The 24,223-nt window shown below is 44.9% G+C and carries 17 protein-coding genes and 1 tRNA gene; 6 read left to right on the plus strand and 12 right to left on the minus strand.

Translation table 11 applies throughout. From position 1 onward, the window contains the following. Positions 1-7 precede the first annotated feature (7 nt). The 11 genes from P8S55_RS10790 to P8S55_RS10840 form a co-directional block, all read right to left on the minus strand. A complete protein-coding gene (locus P8S55_RS10790; RefSeq protein ID WP_289224216.1) occupies positions 8-1,696 on the minus strand; it encodes a GspE/PulE family protein in 1,689 nt (562 codons plus the stop codon). A gap of 1 nt (position 1,697) precedes the next feature. After that, positions 1,698-3,500 (minus strand): tetratricopeptide repeat protein, encoded by a 1,803-nt coding sequence (locus tag P8S55_RS10795; RefSeq protein WP_289224217.1) that lies wholly within the window; start codon positions 3,498-3,500, stop codon positions 1,698-1,700. After that, entirely contained in the window at positions 3,497-5,077 is a 1,581-nt protein-coding gene (locus P8S55_RS10800; RefSeq protein WP_289224218.1) for a type II secretion system protein GspD, read from the minus strand. Before P8S55_RS10800 ends, P8S55_RS10795 begins: the two co-directional genes overlap by 4 nt. 42 nt (positions 5,078-5,119) lie before the next feature. After that, the gene (locus P8S55_RS10805; RefSeq protein WP_289224219.1) at positions 5,120-6,628 is read right to left on the minus strand and encodes an ExeA family protein; all 1,509 of its coding nucleotides are present in this window, start codon (positions 6,626-6,628) and stop codon (positions 5,120-5,122) included. 207 nt (positions 6,629-6,835) lie between these two features. Then, a complete protein-coding gene (locus tag P8S55_RS10810; RefSeq protein WP_289224220.1) occupies positions 6,836-7,606 on the minus strand; it encodes a type II secretion system protein in 771 nt (256 codons plus the stop codon). Positions 7,607-8,063: 457 nt separating this feature from the next. Beyond that, complete coding sequence (locus tag P8S55_RS10815) at positions 8,064-8,876, minus strand: DnaJ domain-containing protein (RefSeq protein ID WP_289224221.1); 813 nt, start codon at positions 8,874-8,876, stop codon at positions 8,064-8,066. A gap of 322 nt (positions 8,877-9,198) precedes the next feature. Beyond that, positions 9,199-9,993, minus strand: a complete 795-nt coding sequence (locus tag P8S55_RS10820) for an SDR family NAD(P)-dependent oxidoreductase (protein WP_289224222.1) — start codon at positions 9,991-9,993, stop codon at positions 9,199-9,201. Positions 9,994-10,069: 76 nt separating this feature from the next. Then, positions 10,070-11,521 carry a nitrogen regulation protein NR(I) gene (ntrC, locus tag P8S55_RS10825; protein ID WP_289224223.1) on the minus strand — a complete coding sequence of 484 codons (1,452 nt, stop codon included), beginning with the start codon at positions 11,519-11,521 and terminating at the stop codon, positions 10,070-10,072. After that, positions 11,518-12,573, minus strand: coding sequence for a nitrogen regulation protein NR(II) (gene glnL, locus P8S55_RS10830; RefSeq protein WP_289224224.1), 1,056 nt, complete (start codon positions 12,571-12,573; stop codon positions 11,518-11,520). The genes ntrC and glnL overlap by 4 nt, the downstream gene beginning before the upstream one ends. A gap of 5 nt (positions 12,574-12,578) precedes the next feature. Then, a complete protein-coding gene (locus P8S55_RS10835; RefSeq protein WP_289224225.1) occupies positions 12,579-13,244 on the minus strand; it encodes a metal-dependent transcriptional regulator in 666 nt (221 codons plus the stop codon). A 142-nt stretch (positions 13,245-13,386) separates the two neighbouring features. Continuing rightward, positions 13,387-15,483 (minus strand): TonB-dependent receptor, encoded by a 2,097-nt coding sequence (locus tag P8S55_RS10840; RefSeq protein WP_289224226.1) that lies wholly within the window; start codon positions 15,481-15,483, stop codon positions 13,387-13,389. A 301-nt stretch (positions 15,484-15,784) separates the two neighbouring features. Between P8S55_RS10840 and P8S55_RS10845 the strand changes: the two genes are divergently transcribed. The 6 genes from P8S55_RS10845 to P8S55_RS10870 all read left to right on the plus strand — a co-directional run bounded on the left by P8S55_RS10845 (position 15,785) and on the right by P8S55_RS10870 (position 21,416). Further along, positions 15,785-16,600 (plus strand): metal ABC transporter solute-binding protein, Zn/Mn family, encoded by an 816-nt coding sequence (locus P8S55_RS10845; protein WP_289224227.1) that lies wholly within the window; start codon positions 15,785-15,787, stop codon positions 16,598-16,600. Beyond that, entirely contained in the window at positions 16,597-17,337 is a 741-nt protein-coding gene (locus P8S55_RS10850) for a metal ABC transporter ATP-binding protein (RefSeq protein WP_289224228.1), read from the plus strand. Before P8S55_RS10845 ends, P8S55_RS10850 begins: the two co-directional genes overlap by 4 nt. Beyond that, entirely contained in the window at positions 17,334-18,209 is an 876-nt protein-coding gene (locus tag P8S55_RS10855; protein WP_289224229.1) for a metal ABC transporter permease, read from the plus strand. The genes P8S55_RS10850 and P8S55_RS10855 overlap by 4 nt, the downstream gene beginning before the upstream one ends. After that, positions 18,202-19,047 (plus strand): metal ABC transporter permease, encoded by an 846-nt coding sequence (locus tag P8S55_RS10860; RefSeq protein ID WP_289224230.1) that lies wholly within the window; start codon positions 18,202-18,204, stop codon positions 19,045-19,047. The genes P8S55_RS10855 and P8S55_RS10860 overlap by 8 nt, the downstream gene beginning before the upstream one ends. Before the next feature lie 82 nt (positions 19,048-19,129). Further along, positions 19,130-21,076: a diguanylate cyclase gene (locus P8S55_RS10865; RefSeq protein WP_289224231.1), complete on the plus strand. Its 1,947-nt coding sequence runs from the start codon at positions 19,130-19,132 to the stop codon at positions 21,074-21,076. A 264-nt stretch (positions 21,077-21,340) separates the two neighbouring features. After that, a tRNA-Asn gene (locus P8S55_RS10870) sits at positions 21,341-21,416 on the plus strand. A 207-nt stretch (positions 21,417-21,623) separates the two neighbouring features. On the opposite strand, the gene clpB is transcribed toward P8S55_RS10870, so the two are convergent. Continuing rightward, a complete protein-coding gene (clpB, locus tag P8S55_RS10875) occupies positions 21,624-24,194 on the minus strand; it encodes an ATP-dependent chaperone ClpB (protein WP_289224232.1) in 2,571 nt (856 codons plus the stop codon). Positions 24,195-24,223 lie beyond the last annotated feature (29 nt).

Genomic DNA, 24,223 nt, shown 5'->3' on the forward strand with positions numbered 1-24,223 from the left:
TATTATCCTAAATAAGCTCAGACAAATCGACAATACGATTAATTTCTTCTAAGGTTGTTTCGCCATTCTTTACCCAAGCGACGGCAGATTCGGCCAGCGTTTTAAAGCCTTGTTTGCGCGCTAAGGCTAATATATGACTAGTAGGCGCAGACTCAAGTAAAAGGTTATCTATTTCTTTAGTGAATCTAAGTGTTTCTAACACGGCTAATCGACCTTTATAGCCCACACCATTACAGTGCTCACAACCGCTTGCTTTATATAAGACTCTCTTTGTCTCCTGCGCTGTAAAACCGATCAATTGTGATTCGAAATCATCCGGTTGGTAAGGTGTTTTACAATGCTTACATAAGCGTCTAGCCAGGCGCTGGGCTAATATTCCAATAATGTTACCGGCTAAAATAGAAGGAGAAATGCCGATATCTAACAAGCGCGGAATCGCACCGATTGCCGAATTGGTGTGCAAGCTTGCAAATACTTGGTGTCCGGTCATGGCGGCACGAAATGCCATTTCAGCGGTTTCACTGTCACGAATCTCGCCAATTAAAATGATGTCTGGGTCTTGACGTAGCAAGGCACGAACACCGCGCGCAAAGGTAAGCCCCACCTCTGGATTCACTGCCGTCTGTCTGATCAAAGTCATAGGGTATTCAACAGGATCCTCAAGGGTCATAATGTTGACCCCTATGTCATTTTGCTCATTCATTATTGAATATAAGGTAGTGGTTTTTCCAGAGCCGGTAGGACCGGTGACCAAAAAAATCCCGTTGGGTCGGTTTAACATCAACTGTACCATTCGAAATGACTCGTCGTCCAAGCCCAACTTCGCAAGCGGCACAATACCTTTTTCGCGATCTAAAATACGCAGCACAAAATTTTCACCATGTGTACCGGGTAAGGAAGAAACCCTAAAATCAACACGACGCCCCATGACCAATAAATCCATGTGACCATCTTGAGGTAAACGCTGATCCGTTAAATCTAAATTAGCAATAACTTTTAGTCGCACCACCAGGCCTGGCCAAAAGGACTTATGCAACAAACGAACTTCCTGCAATACACCATCGATCCTGTAACGGATCCTGACATAAAACTCTTCTGGCTCAAAATGAATATCCGAGGCGCCCCGCTTGACCGCGTCCGTTAAAATACTATCAACTAACCGGACAATGGGCTGAGAATATTCATCCGTTTCTGCCAACAACCTGATGTCAACTTTACCGGTTTCTAGTTCATGGATAATCCCATCAATAGATAACTCGTAACCATAAAACTGATCGATTGCATTTTGAATTTCCGACTCTGCAACCAACAAAGGTTTGACGTTAATATCAGCTTTTTTTAGATTCCTTTTGATTTTATCTAGTAATAAAATATCATCTGGATTGGACATTGCCACTTTAACAAGGTCGTCTTGAATACTAATGGGAATTACTTTGTTAGCCCGTGCAAAAGGCTCATCTAGCAAAGATAAAGCGGAAATATCTGGCACAACACCCTTAAGACTAATCGAATCATAACCGGTGGCTTCCCCCAACACTTCTCTGGCCTGTGCTTCGGTCATGAAACCTAAGTAAACAATAACCTCACCCAGTTTTTTGCCAGAAATGCGCTGCTCATGCAGTGCAATACGTAATTGATCTGGACTGATTAATCCGTCCTTGACCAGCTTATCACCTAAACGCATTGGGGCGGCCATCTTAACGAGATTCCAAGAAGCGTTCTAAATCCATCACGCGCTGATTGACACTCGACAAATCGAAACTGGGTTTGTGGCTGTCTACTAGAGCCAAGGCAAATTTATATTGGATAACGGCCTGCGCATACTCGCCCAACTGATCCAAGCTAATCGCTAGATTTAAACGATAGTCAGCATTTTGCGGTGATAACTTAACCGCTTCAAAGTAAGCCGGTTGCGCTAAAAACCAATCGCGAGCTTGCGCATATTGATTGCCTAAAGCAAAGTTTAGTGCACTAGAGTGGGGATAGCGACGTATAAGCTGTTGTAAATCATGCAACGACACATAGCGGGAATCCAAGTCACTGGCAATAGCGGCCATACCTGCTAACGCGTCTAAGTCATTAGGATCAGCACGCAGAACTAGCTGATAATAATTAATGGCTTGCGCTATATTACCCAGTCTTACTGAAATTGCAGCCAAGCCTAATCGTGCTGTTTTACTGTGAGGAAAATCTTGCAGGTGACGCTGATAATGCTGTTGTGCAAGCAGAATATCACCATCAACAAAAGCATTATGTGCTAATTCTGCAAAAGACTTAGTTTCTGCTTTTTCAACATGAATAACCGGGTTTGATCGCGCAGGTCTTGGGGCCACTTCCGCTCGCGGTAAGACCTGGGCTTGACCTGATTGAGTTAACCGTTGGGTGGGCCGAATATTCTCAATCGCAACCTCGGTTACCTCAGGGGTTGGATTAGCAACAAATTGCAATTCTTCGAGCGCATGGGACAAGGGTTGAACAAGGGTAGTTGTGTGACTTTCGTGACTTAATTCCGCTTCACTTAGTGACGAACTTTTACTGAGGTACTCAATTGCCGCTGCCGACTCTAGTAACTCTAGCTCAGCTTGCTGGACAATATTCAACAAGTCATTAATATCTTGTTCGTGCTCTAGTTGTAATTTTTTAAAACTGGTAAAACCATAATAAGATAAAGCAGAAAAAACAATTAACACAACTAAAGAATAGGACCCTAGCCTTCTCGAAGATGCGCTTGTTTTAGTTTTTTTCGCTGTCACAGCGTGTTCTTTAAACAACAAGCTATTGATATTTTTTGCTGTTGTTTTTTCGGCAGCGGATACTTTTTGGGAACCTAAAAAGGCTGCGGACGCTTGGTTTTTTAAAAATATGGCGTCTTTGTTTGCAGGGTTGTTAACCTTCAATGGCTCGGCCTGCTCCAACAAGTGGGGTTTGACGTCACCCTGATCAGACCAATCCGCTTCTTGCTCCGGCTCCATTTTCAGCTGGGCATCTTTGATTAGTGCAGCTGCTTTAACAGGTTTCTCTGCTGAGTCTACTAGATTATCGGTTGTTTTTTTTTCAGGCTCAACATCCGTAACCAACGCCTCATTTTGGTTAAGCGGGCTTTGATACGGCTGTTGCTCAAGGCCTTCGATAGCCGATAGATTAAACACTAACGCAGGTTTGTCTAAATGTTCATCAGGCGTTGTTTCGCTAGGCGGGGTATCTTTTGAGCTTGGCAATTCACTGCTTGAAGATAGTGGTATTTGGTGCTGTTCCTGAGCTGGCTGTTCCTGAGTTGGCTGAGTTTCGGTCGTTTCGACAAAATCGTCTTGCAAAGAATCATCCAAAATACTTAGCCTGAGGCCCGTGTCCTTGGCTGAGTGTTCCAACGGCATTTTAGACTCGTGCTGAACTTTTTCGTCCTTTTGACGCTCGAATCCAAGCTTAGCTCCCTGCAAACCTGCCTCTCTCAGTTTCTTTTCTTCAGCCGCTTTTTTAAGCGCATTCAACAACACACTCATCGCACAAACCCCTGCTGCGCTTCAAGAAAAGGACGGAAATGCATCAAGTCGCCCCGATCAATATCGGGTCTATCTACAATTACGGGCCGAATAAACACAACTAATTCGGTTTTATAGGTGCCGCGCTCACGATGACCAAACAACGTATTCCCCAATATCGGTATTCTAGCCAAGCCAGGCAAGCCTTGATCCCGGCGCACGTTTCTATCTTCAATTAAACCACCGATAACGGCGGTCTGATTATTTCTCAACCTGAGCACGGTTTCCATTTCACGCTCTTGGATGACAGGAATCAAACTTGCAACACCCGATCTACTTAAATCGGGGTTAGGATCTCTGACCCGATCAATGATTCTTGAGATGGTCGGCCGAACATTCAATGTTATCTGATCGTCTTCAGATACAAACGGGGTAACCGTCATCATAAAACCCACGGGGACCGTATTAACCGTGGTGGTGTAGGTGGTCTCCGAACCTGCCGTTGATGTAGATCGCTGTACGTCAATGGTGAAATAAACCTCATTATCGACGACCTTAAGTAAAGCCGGTTGATTATTAACCGCCATAATTTTTGGGCTCGAAAGCACCTGAACCTTTCCAAACTCCTCTAACGCTTTCAAAGCAAAGCCAAAATCAGCCCCTAAACTAGTTGTAACACCCGTTCGAATGGTTCCTGAGCCAACTGCGGTAGCTAGGATGTTTCCAAACCCTGTGACATTCCAATCAATACCTGATTGATGCATTTCTGACAGCACAACTTCAACAACCGAGGCCTCAATCATGACTTGCCGTTCTGAACGTCGCAACACCGAATTAACATAGCTACTAACTTGCCGGTGCTGCTGCTGGCGTGCAAATACCAGTAAAATCCCTGCTTCAGGATTTGCGACCACTCGCCTCATCGCTGATTCGTCCGCAGCACTGCTGGCCATGCCCGCCAACTCCCCGCTTTCTGCTAATTGGCTGGTCGCTCGCTGAGCGTCTTGGGAAACAATAGATTCGATATTAGAGATTAAGGATGACCAAAAATCATATTCTGACGAGACATTTACAGTAGATGAACTTCCACTTGTCGTTTCGCCCACGGTCATGTTCATCGAAATAACATTACTACTGGTTCTTATTATGTTTACATAGTCGAGATAATATTCCTGCCAATAGGGTTGATCTAATCGAGCATTAATGGTTTTATCACCCACATTAATAATCAATCCAAGTTGATCCGCTATACGCACTAAAATATTTGGCAAGGTTTGTTGCACAGCATTGATGGTAATAAAACCTCCAATACCAGGGTGGATGTCCACTTGATAATTAGCCATTTCACCAAGGCGAAACAAGACCTCATGCACCGGTGCTTCAATGGCACTTAGCGTATAGACATTTTGACTAATCTCGGCTTTGGGTGGCGGGTTCAAAACATTGGCTCTTGCCAACTGAGGTATTGGAGCCGCAGATTGAGGGCTGTCACTTGGCACAATATGCCCACTAAACCCACTATTTTTCAGGTTAGGACTCGAAGGCTCAGTACAGGCGGCAAGAAAAAAAATGCTCAAAAAAATTAAAAAAAACTTCATTATTATAGCCTTTATAGCCTTGTTATTATAAGTCTTGCAAATTTACTCGGTTTCTAAGCTAGCCAAAAGTCGGTCTATCCTGTTTATAACACGTTCAGATCTGATCACGATTGGTTTGCCCCTAGCATAGCTGTTTGGTAACATGGCGAGGGCTTCAGTTGCTTGACTGACCTCGGAAAAAAACCCAAAGTATAACGTATAACTCGGTCGATTAATTAACCAAAACACATCCTCCGAAGCAAAATGAGCTTTAATCTCAGTCAGTACATGTTTCAAATTTGATACACCACCGGTAATAACTTGGATGGTATAAAACTCTTCTTGTCTAGCCAACAGTTCAGCTTTCAAGTTATTCAAATACAAAACATCAGCTTGCCTAAGCAAAAGCAGCTCTTCATTCGCTAAGAGCGCAGCCAAATCATCCTGCTGCATTTCAGCGAATCCCCCATTTATATCACCATTTATGCCAATAATGGGGCTTGTCTCATTTATCAAAGCTGCATCATTCATTTTGACTGTGTTTTCAATCAAGGTATCTGGTAAAACCGGTTGTTCTAAAACCGTGTTATTAGTCAAAATCTCTTCATGATTATTTTCATCATGGTTAATAATGTCAGCCAGTTTTGACAAAACTCCTGTCGGCTGCTGGGCTACTGCAACCGGCGAAGATTTGTCATGCAAATAATGAAAATAGAGTGCCAATACCATAAGCAACACCAATAACCCTGCCAACCCAAACACAAGGCCGTGAGTTTTTAACCCGCCTCCCGTTTCAAGATGCGATGTTTTTACCAGCTTTGCATCATCGGCATAGGCGGCCATCAGTGCTGAATCGGCCAGACTATGTACAGCTCTAATAATTCCCTTGGAACGCTTGGCGATTAATTTAGCAACTTTGGCATTAAAAACGTCCTTGCCACGATAACCCGCCTTGTGCATTCTAAAATTTAAATAAGATTGGATATCGTCTGATTTTAGATTAGGCAAAACTATTGAATGGGAAATGCGACTAGATAACTGACGAATTTCAGGTTGCGATAAATTATCGTCCAATTCGGGCTGGCCAAACAGCAGGATTTGGACAAGTTTTGAGTGTTCCGTCTCTAAATTTGACAAGAGTCGAACTTCCTCTAATGTTTCAATGGGCATCGATTGCGCCTCATCAATCATGATAACACACCGCTTCCCTAGCGCATGTTGATTGATAAACAACTCTCGTAATCGATGAATTAACACAAACTTTTGCGGTGTGTCTGATGCATCAATGCCAAACTCATGGCAAATAAACAACAAAATGTCCATCGGCGGTAAATTCGGCGAGTTTATAAAAATTGCATAATATTTATCATCAAATAACTTTGATACTTGTCTAAGTATGGTGGTTTTGCCACTACCCACCTCGCCAACCACCTTGACAATACCATCACCGCGTTCTAGTGAATACATTATCGCATTCACGATATCGCCGCGTGAGGCATCATTATAAAAATAATCTAAATCAGGTGTTGAGCGAAACGGGAAATCGCGGACACCAAAAAATTCACAATACATCAAACACCCTTGAGGTTATAAGGTTTTAAATAGCCCCGTTATTTAGTATAAGCAATTACTCTTACCGCATTAGTAACGCATTGTCTAGATTTAATTATCTTGTCAGATAATTAGTTATCCTGCACGCCATATAAATTGGGTATTTATCAAAAACAGGAATAATATGCTCGGCTTAAATTGTCATGTTAGTTTTATATTACTCTTAAATTAAGGGTTCAATGTCCCAGCATAATGTTTTATTTCAAAACTTGATACCCACATCAGTAGATCATCAAATTGATTCCGACTGGGTTGTGCCTGGTAAAAGGTGTTATTTTGGTCAGCAGCAGCAACAATAACATGCCCATTGGGACTACAGTTATGCGCTTCGTAGCCAACAACATCGTTGCATCCATTTTGACCAAGTGAAATAACCACCAATGGTACATGATTAGCCAACACGCGCGCACCGCTAGCGCTCGATTCGGCGATACGGTAATTGCCTAAACCATCAACATTAGCTGTGGGCGGGGTTTCCTTTTCAAAGCAGGGGAGGGATGGGCAAACCAAACCAAAATAACTGGCGCTTTGGCCTTTATTCTGAGTTTTATCAGCATTATCAGCATAATGGTTAACAATATAGCGGAATCGCAACCCATAGGCGTTAAGACCATGAGTGCCAAGATCAAGGTAGGGCAAGTCACCAGAGGTTGCACTACAGCTTGACCCTAACCGATCCTCTGACCCATCACCGCTTGTATCTGGACAAGGTAAATAGTGATTAACTGCAACGAAACGCAATAAGGCCGACTTGATATCGGCTAACTTACGTTGATCTTCAGTGAATTTGCTAGCTTCGCGCATGGCACTTAAGCCAGCAAAGGCGCCAGCTGTGATAATGCCAACAATGACCATAACAACCGCTAACTCAATCAAAGTAAAGCCCGAATATTTCTTTGGCTGCTTCGACACAGGTTTGGATTTAAATTTTTTAAACATAGCCTGCTGCTCAATGGTTAGAATGGTGTAAAATTAAGTACAATAAGGATGAATTATAACTTAAATTGAGCTAAATTCAAGTATATACTAGCTTAAAACCTTTTTAAACGGTTACATCATGCCCATCAGCACCCCGAGGGTAAGGTTACCAACAGATAACCATTTCAACTGCAACCCCACATTTAAAACCGCAGATTAAAATAGAGGGGTAAGCCGCGCCCAGTAAATACCTTGGCGGTACTCGACCAATGGCTGAGTTTGGTCGTTCGTTATTGTATGTCCAAAGCCAATCTGTGGCCAGGTGTTGAGTTTGTTTTCAACAACCTGATAGTTTTCTTCAGTAAGATTTTTACCAAATACTCCTTAACATCTGATGATCTTCGACTACCAATAAATTCATCTAAATAAATTCCGAACCGTTAGAGAGTTAACCTTTTCTATCATCACATCTTACTGGCTAAACACCTTTTCGTCGTTTAATTTCTTCATAAGCCGCATTGATCTCTTGCATCTTTTCAGTTGCTGCTTTAATTTCTTTATCGTCTAAACCCTGCCCATGCATAAAGTCGGGATGGGTTTGTTTTACGAGTTTTCGATATACTTTTTTAACGGTTGAAAAGTCATCACCCTCACTACAGCCAAGTACTTCGTATGGATCTTTTTGGTAAATTGAGCCTCTCGCTGAACCGTAAACCTGCTCGATAAGATGTTCAATGTGAGACGGAGTAAAGGCTAAATGTTCACCTATTTCAATCAATACTACTTTTGTTTTTTCGGATAAGCCGTCAAGGGATGCAAATGAGATAATTTGCAATAAAGCCCCTGTTCTCACTTCAACGGCTGAACGACTGAGTGCATAACAGTAATAAGAAACCGGATTGTCATCACGTTTGGCACGGTTTGCCAGCGCAAACAACCTTTTTTTTACTTGATCAATTAACACCTGATTGACACCCGCTGATTTCATTGCATGCGCAATGGATTTGATGGTGTCGCTCATGTATTCAACTTCAAGTTCACTAATTTTTCCATCACTGACAGCGATTTTAGCCATCAATGCAATGATTTCTTCAGGAAGACTTAAGCGTGCTTTGGCGTATTTATTAGTCGCAAAGTTTTTATAGGCTTCATTAAAGCTGTCGCTGTTTTTAACGGATTTGTAGGCATCTACACCAATATCCATGGTTTTACGTGTACCTTTAAACATCCAACCAAACAGCTTGATTAAAATAAAAGCAAGGATTACTAAAAGATATTTAATAAACTTCATAATACAAGACTTATCAACAAATCAACCCCTTATAGACGGTTTTATAATTTAATTTGTATGGAACAGGTTAGTTTGTAGAATAGCCAATAAAGTGCTTTAAGGCAAGCCAGCAAGCCATAATCTGAAAAAACAATGCTGCGCCCGACAAGTTAACTTTGCTCCGAACGATAGTTTGATTTATCGGCGATAATGGCTGCGCTTGGGGTCTTGTTCAGGTTTATTGTAAAAGCACTTGGTGCTGCAGCCGCTTAACAAGCACATAACCATAGCCATCAAAATAACCTTTTTTTATTCTGGCAACACCTTGGCTCGGGTTTTAAAATCAAACATCACGCTGAGGATAACCACCGCGTGCGATAAGACCACCATCAATAGTGAGGATACTGCCTGTCATCCATGCCGCGGCATCACTTAACAAGAAAGCCGTAGCTTGCCCCATCTCCTCAACCGAACCATAGCGATTTAGAGGCAAGGTTTTCATCCATTTTTGAGCCATCTTAGGTTGGTTAAGAATATCAAACGTGCGTTCAACAGGCACAACGCCGGGAGCAAGGTTATTCACTCTTATGCCATATTGCCCCCATTCTACCGCCATCACTTTCATCATGGCATCTAAACCGGCTTTCGATGCAGCATAGGCACTGAACCATTCGCACGTTTGCTGCCCATGAATGCTAGAGTTATTAATCACGACCCCTGGCTGTTTGGCATCCATACAGGCTTTGGCAAACAAGCTACTTAATCGATAAGGCGCTTGTAAATTAACCGCTAAGGTTTCATTAAAGGCCGTGCCTTCTATATCCTTCAGCGCGGTGGATTTTGTAACAATTCCCGCATTGTTAACCAAGGCATCTAGCCCATTAAAGCTCAACCAGGCCTGGTTAAAGACGTTGCCCAAACTGGCATAATCGCGAAAATCACCCCAAACTACCTTGGCTTGCGCGCCGATGGCGCTAACCTTAGCAAGGGTTTTTTCAATCCCAACTTGATTGTGACAATAATGAAGCACTAACTGAGCGCCCTGCTCAGCGAGGGTTTTCGCCATACCGGCACCTATTCCACTTGATGCGCCGGTAATCAATACACGTTTTCCTTCAAGTTCTGGGTAGCTCGCCATAAATAACATCCTTATAAGACCAATAAAGTATTTAAGTCTACATAAATTAGACCATTACAATCCTCAATTTAAAAAGTCAATCCATACCCAAGGCTTGCGTTTTGCGGGTTAGGGTATTACGCCCCCAACCCAAAATGGCCGCTGCTTGTTGACGGTGGAAGTGACTAGCTTTCATCGCGGCTTCAATTAATACTTTTTCAAATAGGGGTTCGGCTTGGGTATGCAGGCCTTGGTTGCCTGAGGCTAAAAACGCATCAGCCCAAAGACGCAGGCCTGCTTGCCAATCTTGACTATTAGCGGTATCGAGCATGTCTAAACCCTGCGTACCTGTTCGTAATTCGAGCGGTAAGTCTTCCATGTGCACCATTTTATCGGGCGCCATAATGGTTAACCAGGTGCACAGGCTGCGCAGTTGGCGAACATTGCCCGGCCAGGGTAGGCTTGATAAAAAACTAACCACGTCTTTTTCAAATTGTTTTTCTTCTAATTTCAATGCCTTGGCTTCTTTATACATATAGAACTTTAAAAGTAATGCGATGTCTTCACGGCGCTCACGCAAGGGTGGAATCTTGATGCGGATAATATTTAAGCGATAAAGCAAGTCTTCACGGAAACGCCCTTCACGCACTAGTTGCTCCATATTTTGATGCGTTGCGGCCACAATTCGCACATCGGCTTTAATGGGGTTACGCCCTCCCACGCGATAAAAGCTCCCGTCATTTAACACCCGCAGTAAGCGCGTTTGTAAATCAACCGGCATATCGCCAATCTCATCCAAAAATAAAGTGCCGCCATTGGCTTGCTCAAAGCGTCCCACCCTTTGCGAATGCGCACCGGTAAACGAACCCTTTTCATGGCCAAACAACTCAGACTCAAGCAATTCACGAGGAATAGCCGCGGTATTGAGTGCCACAAAAGGTTTATCCGCACGGGGACTCAATTCATGCAAAGCCTGAGCAATCAGTTCTTTACCGGTACCGGTTTCGCCGTTTACTAGCACCGTTACATCAAGCTGTGATACCCGCCCGATAATGCGAAAAACCTCTTGCATTGAAGGCGCGGCGCCGATAATCTTGAGCGGTTGCTTTGTGCTTGCGACCTCTTTTCGACTTCGCGGGGTTCGCCCACCAGAAAGGTGGCGCTTAATCGCGCGCTCAATCAGGCTAATCGCTTCGTCTAAATCAAACGGTTTAGGTAGGTATTCAAACGCTTTACTTTGGTAAGAACGCACGGCCGTATTCAGATCTGCATGTGCGGTCATAATAATCACTGGAATCGTTTTATCAAATTCATGAATTGCTTCCATAAACGTCAAGCCATCCATATCCGGCATCCGAATATCACTCACAATGACCGTTGGCGCAAAGGCTTCGAGGTTTTTTAATGCAATGGTCGGGGTATCAAATGATTTAATAATAAAAGGCTTATCTTCAAGCGCTGCCTCCAACACCCAACGAATCGAAGCATCATCATCCACAATCCAAACAATCGGATTAGGTTGATCTATTTTCTTATTTTTATCGATCACTTCTCACCTCTATCAAATGGAATATACACATGGAATACAGTGTGACCAACCTCACTTTCTGCCACGATTAAGCCCCCGTGTTGACGGATAATATTTTGTGAGACAGGTAAGCCCAATCCAGTGCCTGCTTTTTTACTGCTGACCATCGGATAGAACATGGAATCAAATACTTCTTTTGGAATACCTGAACCTTCATCATGAATACTCACCACTGCGACCAATGGAAAAGCTTGAGTGCCCAGCGTGAATTTTCGTTCAACACGGGTACGAATAGTGATAAGACCAGTTAACCCCTCCATAGCTTGCATCGCATTTTTTATTAAATTGAGAAAGGCTTGAATCATGGTTTCAAAATCCATTCTAATTTCGGGAATTGAGGGGTCATAGTCCAGCATCACTTGAATCTTTTGTGAGAGTTCAGGCTTAGTAACACGTAATACATGACGGATGACTTCATGGATATTGTGCCATTCTTTTTCAGCGGTTTGGCGCGGACCTAGCATTGAATCCACCAGGTTTTTTAAACGTTGGACTTCTTTAGAAATCACGTCCAAAAAACTGATCGCTTTTTGATCGTCTTGAAACCGTTTTTGCAATAATTGCGCCGCACCATAGATGCCAGCCAGTGGATTTTTAACTTCATGGGCAAGGGTTTTAACCAATATATTTCCTGCCTCATATTGATGCCAACGCTCATCTTCTTCAACAATACGATGATGACGCTCGGTATTAAACAGCTCAACCAGCCAACCCCCACCAACTTCATAACATGAAAACGTACAGCTGACTCGAACACGCTGTAAATCGGGTAAGTGGATTTGATATTCATGAATGGTTAAGCGCTGCTCACCAAAACTGGTTAAATCATCCACCAGGCCTGGTAACAATACTTTCCAAGCCACCCCAATAATACGACGTGTGCTGACCTGTAACAGTTGGGCAGCCGCAATATTCAAATACCCGATTTTCTGCTGGTCATCAACCCAAATCACCGCCGTCGCTAAGCCATCTAACAACTCATCCCAAGCTACATTTCTCGGGGTTAATTGCATACCAATCACTCATCCTCAACCATTAATGCACAGGCCATACGGTGATCAAGCGCATGAGTGGCGCCTGCTACCTCCAGCATTAAAGGGCCATTAAACGGCGCTTTGGATTGCACAATTAACTCAACCCCCATGGCCAAACCAATAGATGATAAATACCTGAGTTCTTCAGGTGAGCGATTTTTTATTCGAGCTAATTTAGCCGGTTTACCTACCTCAAGCTCAGTAAGTGCCAATAGATTTTGGGGGGTTATTAAGCCATCTGCATCAGGAATAGGCGAACCATGCGGGTCATGCGAAGGTTGACCGAGTGCCAGCCACATTGCATTAACTAGCTTATCACTGACAGCATGCTCTAAAATTTCAGCCTCTTCATCAACTTCATCCCACAGGTAATTAAGCCGTTCAACCAAATACTGCTCAATCACCCGGTGGCGACGAATCATTTGCAATGCCACATGACGCCCCGAATCGGTCAGAGACACCCCGTAATAGGGTTCATACTCTACATAATCTTGGTCAGATAACTTCTTGATCATATTAGAAACCGACGCCTGCGCTATCCCTAAACGGCTAGCAATGGCTGAAGTATGCACGCCTTTGTCTTGCACCTGAGGGTCTTCAAGCTTATAAATACATTTTAAATAGTCTTCGATGGCTTTCGACGCTGACATAATTTCCTCATAAAACAAGACAAACTAAAACACTTATTTTGCCCTATTTTGATGCAAAAATCTTGTGATTGGTGCAAAAAAAACGACCAGGCCTGGTTGGCACTGGTCGAAAGTTAACTAGAAGACAGGGAATAAAGGATTGCTAAAACTGGTAGCGCACACCGGCGGTGAAGTTGCGACCCGTAATCGGCGCTTCGTTTTTAAAGAAGCTTTGGTGTAAACGACCATTTTCATTGGTTAGGTTGCGAGCTTGTAAAAACAAACGCAAGTCCTTGATGTTTGCAGGGTGGTAGGCTAAATCAAAGCCCAATGTCGCAAAGCTATCAGTGGTTTCTTCAGCTTCGGCTGTTCTGGTTTGCTTTAGGTTATAACGATAATCGACGCTCAATTTAAAGTCACTCCAGTGGGTATCCGCACCCAAGCCAACACGCGGCGGGGTCATGCGAGGCAGGTTGCCGCCATCACGCAATTCGCCACGAAGATAGTCACCACTGGCGCGCAAGGTCAAGGGTAGGCTGGTGGCAAGATCTATGGCGCCACTGAGTTCAACACCATAGAAAAAAGCATCCGCCTGCTCATTATAAACCAGTAGTTCGCCAGCTGGATCGGTGAATCCATCACCATTCACGCGTCGATTGTTTTCGTCATTACGATAATAGATAAAGTTATCAACAAAATTAGCAAAAGCCGTCGCTTCATAGCGCAGGCTTGCGTGTTGGCGCATTAAACTTAGTTCAGTATTGAGGTAGGTTTCTTTTTTAAGATCCGGGTTACCGATTTCAAAAGTGCCCGCGGCACCGTGGCGACCAAAGGCATACAGCTGTTCCGGGCCTGGTGCGGCTTCAGAACGACTGATGCCTAGGCGTAATTTATGCGCACTGTCCAAGTCAAATAATGCACCGAGCGCAATCCCGGTGGTGAGAAAGTTTTGATTGGATAGGTTTTCATTAAAGGTGATTGTCTGACCACGATAAACAACTTCGTCAACCGCATTATCCTTGACGGTCTCAGGATTAAACTGGTCATAACCTAGACGTAATCCAATTTCGAATTGCCCCCAAGACATAGGACGTTCTTGCACGCTAAAAACGCCAATCGCATTACGTTCGCTTGGACGAATAAAAAAGGCTTCGCCATCGTCTTCGGCTTCAAATTTTACATTGTTAAAGTTTAAACCAACCACACCCGACCAATCCCCAATCGGGTCATGGGTCAATTCCAAGCGTAGGTCCAATTCTTTTTGTTTAAAGATCGCTTCCAGGTCTTCTTTTTTGCCGTCTTCATACTCCCACTCTTCCTGATAGAAGTCGGTATAGGCTAAATTAAACCGTGCGGTATTGAAGCCAGGCAGCGGGTCATAAAGTTCAGCGCGCAGATCAAAGCGCTTCGACTCGGCTTCGATGCGATCATAGTCATCAGGGTAATCTGGCTCTGGAATGCCGTAATCCGCGATCCATTGACTAAAGCCTATGCCCAAAAAGCCACGTTTGCCAGCATAGACACCTGTAATTGCAAGGTTTTGGTTTTCGACATCACTATTAAGCAGCTCACCTTTTTTGCCCTCGCCATCAAGGGTTTGAAAACCCTTGATCGAGGCATTGCCCGTTTGTCGGGCATCCATATCGACACGCACCGCCATTTGTTCACTAAAGGGTAGTTCAAGCGCAACGCCTGCACGACGGTCATGGTTATTGGTGCCATAAGAGGCTTGCGCCGTGCCGTTAATCTGATCGCCAATAATCGGGCTAAACCGACCGGATACCACATTCACTACCCCACCGGATGCGCCTGACCCATAAAGCAAGGTGGCCGGACCACGAATCACTTCGACCGAATCGGCGCGCAAGGTCGAGCTGGCCACCGCATGATCCGCGCCTTCACCCGACACGTCACTGACCCGAGAACCATCTTCAAGTACCGCAACGCGTGAACCCTGCAACCCACGAATCACTGGGCGGCCGACACCTGGGCCAAAATCCGCATTACTAATCCCCGGCAAACCGTCAAGCGCCTCGCCAATCGTGCCAGCGCGGCGTTTTTCCATCTCTTCGCCTTCAATCACCGCAATCGGGCGCACCACTGCGTTTTCGGTCTGACTCATAATCGAACCGGTTTGTACCACTGAAATACGCTCTAAGGTTGAAACCGCTTCGGCTTGCGCATAACCCGACACAATGAATAATGAGGTAGGCGCGGCTAATGACAGTGCCACCGCTATTTTTTTAAGTTTAAATGACATAAATCTTCTCCAAATGGTCCAGCTAAAAAAAAGAATTGGACTTATTATAAATATTTTAAAATGCATTGCAATATATATTTAGCCTAACCTAATATTTTTATTTTATAAATTAATTACCCTGCTTTAGTAACAAAACAAGCGTAATAAAAGCTGATTTGCTAGAGCTATTTAACTTTTTAGGTTAAACTAAATTTTTGTATCGTTAGTTAGCACCTAGAGACTTATGCATTTTTCTTTGGCCTATTTACCACTCCTTCTCAGCTTGTTATTATTACCAAGTTGGGTGAAGGCGCAACCTCTAGTGATTAGTACCACTAATATTGTCCACGATCTGGTTAAAGAAATTGGTGGAGAGAAAATTCAAGCCGAATCGTTAATGGGACCGAACATTGATCCACACTACTACCGCGCAAGCTTTGGTGATATGCGCAAGTTATCACGTGCTGATCTCATTTTTTATAATGGTTTAGGGCTTGAGGGGCGAATGCAAGACGTCTTGAAAAACCTAAGTGCATTTAGACCGAGTTATGCATTAAGCCAGTTTATTGATGACCAGTTATTTATCGTAGAACAATCCGTGTATGACCCTCATTTTTGGATGGATGCCCGTTTATGGAAACAAGCCGCCAGAGGTGTTGCGCAAACACTTATTCACCATTTACCCGAACACCAAGACTATTTTACCCAACGTTTAGAGCACTATTTAAATGAGCTTGAAGCGCTGCATAACTGGATTACTCAACAAATCAAAACACTCCCTGAAGCGCAGCGCCTCCTGATTAGCGCACACGATGCGTTTGGCTATTATGGCGCAGCCTATGGCTTAGAAGTGATGGGACTGCAAGGCATCAACACCACCTCTGAAGTCGGTTTAAAAGACTTGCGTCTAATGAAAGACATTATTCAACAGCGCCAAGTCAAAGCGGTATTTGTTGAGGCCAGTGTACCGGATCGCGCGATTAAATCACTGATTGCAGGCATTAAAGCAGAAGGCGGTGATTTAAAACTCGGCGGCAAATTGCTATCAGACGCACTCGGGGCACCAAACACGTCCACAGACAGCTACATCGGCATGATGCGCCACAACACCCAAACACTTGTAAAGGCTTTAAAGTGAACGCCATTGAAACCCAACACTTATCTTTAGGCTATAACCAATTTATCTTAAAAGATATCTCTATTCAATTACCCGCTGCGCAACGTATTGCCATTATCGGGCCGAACGGCGCAGGCAAGTCCACCTTTTTAAAAGGTCTAATTAACCTGCTACCTTTACGGCAAGGTCAGGTGCGTTTTTTAGACGATGCAAACCCCGCCTCTGCACTAGCTTATGTCCCACAGCGTGAAGAGGTGGATTGGGACTTTCCGATTAATGTGTTTGATGTCGTGATGATGGGGCGCCATGGTCAGCTTAAATTTTGGCAACGACCCAACAAACAAGATCACGACCTTGTGCGTCAAAGCCTTGAAAAGGTGGGCATGCTCGATTTCGCTTCGCGTCAAATCAGCCAACTTTCAGGCGGTCAACAACAGCGGGTTTTTATTGCCCGCGCGCTAGCTCAACAAGCACCGATTACCCTGATGGACGAGCCTTTTGCCGGTGTGGATATGGCAACGGAGAATGCGCTAGTTGCCTTGTTCGCCGAACTCAAAGCGCAAAACCAAACACTGGTTTGTGTGCATCACGACCTCAACACCCTTGCGCGTTATTTTGATTGGGTGGTGATGATTAATGGCGCTCTAATCGCGAGTGGACCCATCAACCAAGCACTCACCCTAGACAACTTACAAAAGACCTTCGAGGGGCGCCTGCCGCTGCTTGAAAACCTTCATCTGAGCGAGCCTAGCCTATGAGTTTGTGGCAAGATGCAAATTTTATTTGGGTGCTGACAGGCACCCTGCTGCTTGGGATAAGTGCCGCGACTATAGGTGGCATGGCGGTATTACGCCAACGCGCGCTTATTGGTGATGTATTAGCCCATGCCGCCCTGCCTGGCATTATGATGGCGTTTATTTTATTTGAATCTACCCAACCAGGCCTGGTGGTGTTTTCTGCGTTACTCAGCAGCTTACTCGGTTATTATGTGATTCAGTTTTTAACCCAGAAGACTAAAATAAAAACCGATACCGCGATGGCGGTGGTGTTGTCGCTGTTTTTTGCGGTTGGCTTAATGTTATTGTCGTTTATCCAAAACTCAACGATGGAAAATAAATCAGGCTTAGATAAACTGCTATTCGGTCAAGCGGCCGCGATGAACGCGAACGATGTCAATTGGCTGATTGTCATCACCCTGCTCGCGCTGAGTTATCTAGTGATTGTTTTTCACAAACTCCGATTGATTAGTTTTGACCCCATTTATGCGCAAAGCTTAGGGCTAAAATTGAAGCGCTATGAATTGAGTTTTGCCTTGGTGCTGGTATTCACCATTGTGATTGGTTTGCAGATTGTCGGGGTAATTCTGATGGCGGCGGCCTTACTCATCCCGATTAGCATTGCGCGTTTTTGGTCACAATCTCTGCCTGTTTTGCTTTGGCTTGCGGCGCTGTTTGCGATGATCAGCGCCCTAATAAGCACCCAGCTTTCAATGCAAATCGCCAATATGCCGACTGGACCCTGGATGGTGGTGATTCTGGGTGTGTTGTTTGCTTTGTCATGGGCCTTGTCACGGGGATGGGTTTTAACCAAGAAACGCGCCCAAACCGCAGGGATCAAAGCAGATGTATGAATTCTGGATTTTGATCACCGCCAGCCTAGTCGCCACCTCTTGCGCCTTAGTGGGTAGCTTGCTGATTCTTCGTCGAATGGCGTTATTGGGCGACGCGATTAGCCACTCGGTACTACTCGGCATTGTATTGGTGTATCTTATTTTTCAACAAGTGTCTATCACATTGATGCTCAGTGGTGCGGTGCTGGTGGGGTTGCTGACCGCTTGGTTAACACAGTTTATTCATCAAAAAGCGCCCTTAGCCAAGGATGCCAGCTTAGGCCTGGTGTTCACTTGGTTTTTTGCGATAGCGATTGTGTTAATTGCCCTCTATGCCGACCATGTTCACTTGGATCATGAACATGTTTTGTTTGGTGAAATGGCCTTTATTCCATTTAACCCGCTGGTTATCGACGGTCAAAATTTTGGCCCACAAGCTTTTTGGTTAGCAGGCCTGGTGTTATTGATAAACCTGATTGTGCTCGGCATCGGTTATCAACGCTTTAAACTAACCAGTTTCCACCCCGCCCTAGCCACCAGCCTAGGCATTCAAACCGCCCTCTGGCATTACTTATTGATGACGCTGGTCTCCGTTAGCGCAGTCGCATCGTTTGATCTGGTGGGTTCAATTTTGGTGATCGCCTTAATGGTCATTCCCGCCGCAACCGCTTATCTACTCGCTAAATCGCTTAAACAGATGATGGTGTTCGCGGTGCTTTATGCCCAGGCCTCGGTTTTGATCGGTTTTGGTTTTGCCTGGTGGCTTGATAGTGCGTTATCCGCATCAATGGCGGTAGCTGCTGGGCTATTGCTTGTGACCACTTTAATTACAAAACTTAGCGCAAATAGACAAGGGTGAACGACGGGGATATAAGCGGGGATTGATAAATAGCTACATATTGATTACAATGAAATGTTTTTTCCTGTTCGAGATCGACCCTATGCGTCTATTAAGTCGCCTTAAACTATTTGGTAGTTTAATCTTTCTAGCCACTTTTGTGCATGCAGATAGCAAAGTTATGCTTAACTTTGGTGTATTTAGCTATCTTGGTGAACCCCAAACTCACGCTAAGTTTTCACCAATTATTAACTATATCAACGAGCAGCTCGAAAACGAAGAAATCAGACTTCATGTTTTGGCGCATGATGTCATGTTTGAACAAATTGAACAGGGCAAGATTGATATTGTTTCTACTAACCCAACCCATTTTTTAATGGCGCGGCATCACTTTGAACTCTCAGGGGTAATCGCCACATTAGTCGAGTCAGATAATAACGGAGACCCTGTTTTTCAGCTGGGTGGTGCTATTATTGCACGCGCAGATCGTGTTAATTTAGACCGTTTACAAGATTTAAAAGGCACCCGTATTGGTATCCCATCCTTTTTCAATATGGGCGGCTACCGCTCTCAAGCTTATGAACTTCATCGTGCGGGCTTGAAGCTGAAAAGGGATGTTCAATTTATTGAATTGGGTACGCACCAAGCGGTTGTTGAAGCCGTTATCAATAAGCACGTTGATGCAGGCTTCATCCGTGATGGGGTGTTAGAAAACCTAGAGCAACAACAACTCATTCAACCAGGCCTGCTTAAAGTCATTCAACCCAAAAAACATGACGAATTTAAACACCAAGTATCGACTCGGCTTTATCCTCAATGGCCGGTATTTGCACTAAAGCATGTTGATGAACAGGCGGTGCGCCACATTGCATCAGCGCTTTACTCACTCGAACCCGACCACCCTGCTGCAATCGCTGCAGGCATTCACGGCTTCACCATTCCAGCTGACTATCTTGTGGTTGAAGAGCTAGCGCGAACTCTCCGGCTACCGCCGTTTGAGCACGCACCTCATTTTACCTTTGTAGATACTTGGCAAAAGTGGGCGGCTATTTACTGGATTTTGATAGGCGGCGCAATCGCTAGTCTTATTTCTACCTTCTTTATACTGAGCCTATTAAAAAGAGAGAAAACCGAACACCAGCGCTTTGAATTACTGCTTTCTACCCTGGGTGAGGGGGTGTATGGAACCGATCTTCAAGGCAAGTGTACCTTTATCAATCCTGCTGCTTTAGCGATGCTGGGTTGGCAGAAGGCTGAACAGGCTTTAGGTCAAAACCAACACGACCTATTCCACCACCATTATCCGAGCGGCGATCCCTACCCACAGCGTGCCTGCCCGATCCATAAAACCACGCAAGACGGTCAAACTAGGCGCATCGAAGAATGGTTTATACGCGCCAATGGCGAAGGTTTCCCGGTCAACCTAGTCGTTACACCACTCCATAAAAAAGATCAACTTGTTGGGTCTGTTGTGGTTTTTCAAGATATTACTGAAGTCAAAAAACTGCAACAAAAGCTAATTGACCAATCACGCTTTGATGCCTTAACTGGCCTAGCTAATCGCCGCTATTTGCTAGAACAAATGCACCAAGAACTTGAACGCATTAAACGAAACCAACATAACGCGGTGCTAATTATGGCCGACCTAGACCACTTTAAACGTGTTAATGACACCTATGGTCACGCTGCTGGTGATCAAGTGCTTAAAGCCTTTGCCAAACTGATGAGCGACACACTTCGCAAGACCGATATTATCGGACGTTTAGGCGGTGAAGAATTTGTGCTCTTATTACCGGAAACGCAATTGGATTACGCGTTAGTTTTAGCCGAAAGACTTCGCCAAAACGTGAATCAATTTGCCCTCACCTTGGCTGGCAACTGCATCCAATTCACTGTTAGCTTAGGTGTAGTTGAAGTAGATAGGCATTACAAAGATATAGAAACAGCTCTCGCCCAAGCCGATAACGCTCTATACCAAGCCAAGCAACACGGAAGAAATCGGATTGAAATCTATCAAAAGCTCACAAATCCTGATACCGCCTCTTGTTAGGCTTAACGGAGACTTAAAAACGATTCATCCATCGAGTAGAGGACTAACTCGCCTAGTAGTTTCTAAATGAATTCGTGAACCGAGTCTGCTGTTCAAAACTAGGTTAAACAGCAGGCTTTACGCAAATAATTGATATTTATAGAATTTGACTGAAAGCCTGATAAACAGCGAAAAAATTATTACCTTTTTTTTGAAATAAGGCTTGCAAAGGTCTGAGGTTTCTCTATAATACGCCACATCAAGCAACGTAGCTTGAATTTCCAATCCCCAATAGTTCAGTTGGTAGAACAGCGGACTGTTAATCCGTATGTCCCTGGTTCGAGTCCAGGTTGGGGAGCCAAGTTTTTAACCCCAAGCAATTTATTTGCTTGGGGTTTTTGCGTTCTACGACTGATAAAACCATAATTGAAAACTACCCAACGTGTCCTAAACCAGAGGGCGGTTATGCTCAAAAACCCTACTATAAGATAAATCGCAATGCTGAACCACTTTAGGTGAACAGCATTGCGCAATAGCGAGGCTGGAGAGTGTCGAGGTTGCTGGCTAGTTAATGGAAATTAAGCTCACCGTCCTCAAACTCTACATGAATCGTTGAGCCTGGGGGGAACTCGCCTTTTAGGATACGTTGCGCCAGCGGGTTTTCCAGGCGTTGCTGGATAACACGCTTGAGCGGACGCGCGCCATATACTGGATCAAAGCCTGCCTCGCCAATGACATCCAATGCCGCAATCGATACCTCGATTTTTAGGTCAATGTCGGCCAAACGCAAACGCAGGCTTTCGAGCTGAATATCGGTAATCGCACGAATCTGTCCTTTTCCAAGCGGATGAAACACCACGATGTCGTCAATACGGTTAACAAATTCGGGGCGGAAGTGGCCACCGACCACCTCCATCACCGCCGACTTCATCGCATCATAATTACTCTCCCCTGCCAGCTCTTGAATAATCTGTGAACCCAGGTTCGAGGTCATCACAATCACCGTGTTACGGAAATCCACGGTACGCCCCTGGCCATCGGTTAAACGCCCGTCGTCCAGTACTTGCAACAGGATATTAAACACATCCGGATGTGCTTTTTCGACCTCATCTAGCAAAATCACCGAGTAAGGTTTGCGGCGTACGGCTTCGGTTAGATAACCGCCCTGTTCGTAACCGACATAACCGGGTGGCGCGCCGATTAAACGGGCGACCGAGTGTTTTTCCATAAATTCAGACATATCCAAACGTACAATCGCATCTTGGCTGTCAAATAAGAAATCCGCCAAGGATTTGGTCAGCTCGGTTTTCCCCACCCCTGTTGGGCCAAGGAATAGGAATGATCCATTCGGCTTGTTCGGGTCAGACAAGCCAGCGCGCGAACGTCGAATCGCATCCGACACCGCTTTAACCGCCTCGTCTTGACCGACCACTTTAGCGCTGAGGCTGTCTTCCATGCGCAGCAGTTTGTCACGCTCGCCTTCCATCATGCGCGCGACTGGAATGCCGGTCCAGCGCGACACCACTTCGGCGATTTCTTCTTCAGACACCTTGTTGCGTAATAGGTGCATTTCGCCTTTTTCGCCGTCACTGATTTGCATTTCATCAGCCGCTTTGATTTTGGCTTCTAAATCAGGAATCACACCATATTGCAGTTCCGACATACGCGCCAGATTACCCTCACGACGGGCGGCTTCCATTTCAGTGCGCGCTTTATCGAGTGCTTCTTTGAATTGTTGCGCACCCTGCAAAGCGGCCTTGTCTTTTTTCCAGACTTCTTCAAAATCAGAATATTGCTTTTCCAGTTCTTTGATTTGGTCTTTTAAAATTGCGAGGCGTTTTTTTGAGGCATCGTCTTTTTCTTTCTTGAGTGCCACCTGCTCCATTTTGAGCTGGATTAAACGACGATCCAACTTGTCCATTTCTTCGGGTTTGGAATCGATTTCCATCCGAATACGTGATGCGGCTTCGTCAATCAAGTCAATCGCTTTATCCGGCAGTTGGCGGTCGGTGATATAACGCTGCGACAAACGCGCCGCCGCGACAATCGCCGGATCACTAATTGCTACACCGTGATGCACTTCATAACGCTCTTTTAAACCGCGCAAAATCGCAATCGTATCTTCCTCGTTCGGTTCATCCACCAATACTTTTTGGAAACGACGCTCTAACGCGGCATCTTTTTCGATATTGTCGCGATATTCATTGAGCGTGGTCGCGCCGATACAATGTAATTCGCCACGCGCTAAGGCTGGTTTGAGCATATTGCCCGCATCCATTGCGCCTTCAGCTTTACCTGCGCCGACCATGGTGTGAATTTCGTCGATAAATAAAATCACCCGACCTTCGTTGTTAGACAGATCTTTTAGCACCGCCTTGAGGCGTTCTTCAAAGTCTCCGCGATACTTCGCCCCCGCTAATAACGCGCCCAAATCCAGTGACAGCACGCGTTTGTTACGCAAACCTTCTGGCACCTCACCATTGACAATACGTTGGGCCAGGCCCTCGACAATCGCGGTTTTACCCACACCTGGCTCGCCAATCAACACCGGATTGTTTTTGGTACGACGTTGCAAAACCTGAATCGCACGGCGGATTTCATCATCACGTCCTATTACCGGGTCTAGCTTGCCTGATTCGGCCAGTGAGGTTAAATCAATCGTATATTTTTCCAACGCTTGACGCGTTGACTCGGCATTTTGATCTTGCACGCTCTCGCCTCCTCGGACTTGTTGAATCGCCTGACTGAGTTTTGTTTCAACCAGGCCTGCTTGTTTTAACATATCGGCTATTTGATCTTTCGATTGCAACGCCGCCAGAAAAAACAATTCACTTGATATATAGGCATCTTGGTTTTTCTGCGCTTGTTTTTCCATTAAATTTAAGATCGCGCCTGTTTGACGCGAAATTTGCACATCACCGCCCGTACCGCTAACCTGCGGCAGGGTTTTCAGCCGAGTTTGCACGGCTTGATTCAGTGCATTCACCTCCACACCCGCCAAAACTAACAAATGTGTCTGCTCAGGGATTAAAGTCGCTAGAATATGCAAGGGCTCAATAAACTGATTGTCTTGGCTATTGGCCAACGACTGGGCTTGTGATAATACCGATTGAAACTGGGTAGTGAATTTATCCATCATGACTGCGTCCTCTTAATTGATTGTTGTTA

This window comes from Thiomicrospira sp. R3, from assembly GCF_029581415.1.
Classification (GTDB): domain Bacteria; phylum Pseudomonadota; class Gammaproteobacteria; order Thiomicrospirales; family Thiomicrospiraceae; genus Thiomicrospira.